We start from the raw sequence: 395 nt of genomic DNA, 5'->3' as shown, positions 1-395 counted from the left end.
CTCTCGTCCGGCCTGCCGGTCAGCGAAAACATGAGCGACGAAGAGGTCGGCATGCTGATCTTCGCCCCCGGCTTTTACACTGCTGAGCAGGTCACCGACGTGTCGGGCCGCGGCGTCGGCATGGATGTGGTTAAGCGAAACATCCAGGAGATGGGCGGCCACGTCGAGATCGCCTCGAAGCAGGGCAAAGGCACCACCATCCGTATTCTGCTGCCGCTGACGCTGGCAATCCTCGACGGCATGTCGGTGCGCGTGGCGGACGAAGTCTTTATCCTGCCGCTTAACGCGGTAATGGAATCCCTGCAGCCGCGCGGCGAAGAGCTGAAGCCGCTGGCGGGCGGCGAATGCGTGCTGGAAGTGCGCGGCGAATACCTGCCGCTGGTCGAGCTGTGGAA

At 63.5% G+C, this 395-nt stretch carries 1 protein-coding gene; it reads left to right on the top strand.

The window, feature by feature from the left end; all coding sequences use genetic code 11:
- A partial coding sequence (locus M3234_RS29005) for an ATP-binding protein (protein ID WP_262307951.1) occupies nt 1–395 on the top strand: 395 nt, incomplete at both ends.

This window comes from Neobacillus niacini (assembly GCF_023715785.1).
GTDB lineage: Bacteria > Bacillota > Bacilli > Bacillales > Cytobacillaceae > Neobacillus > Neobacillus niacini_E.
The sequence above is the reverse complement of the archived record's forward strand: the minus strand, read 5'-3'. Positions and strand labels throughout refer to the sequence as shown.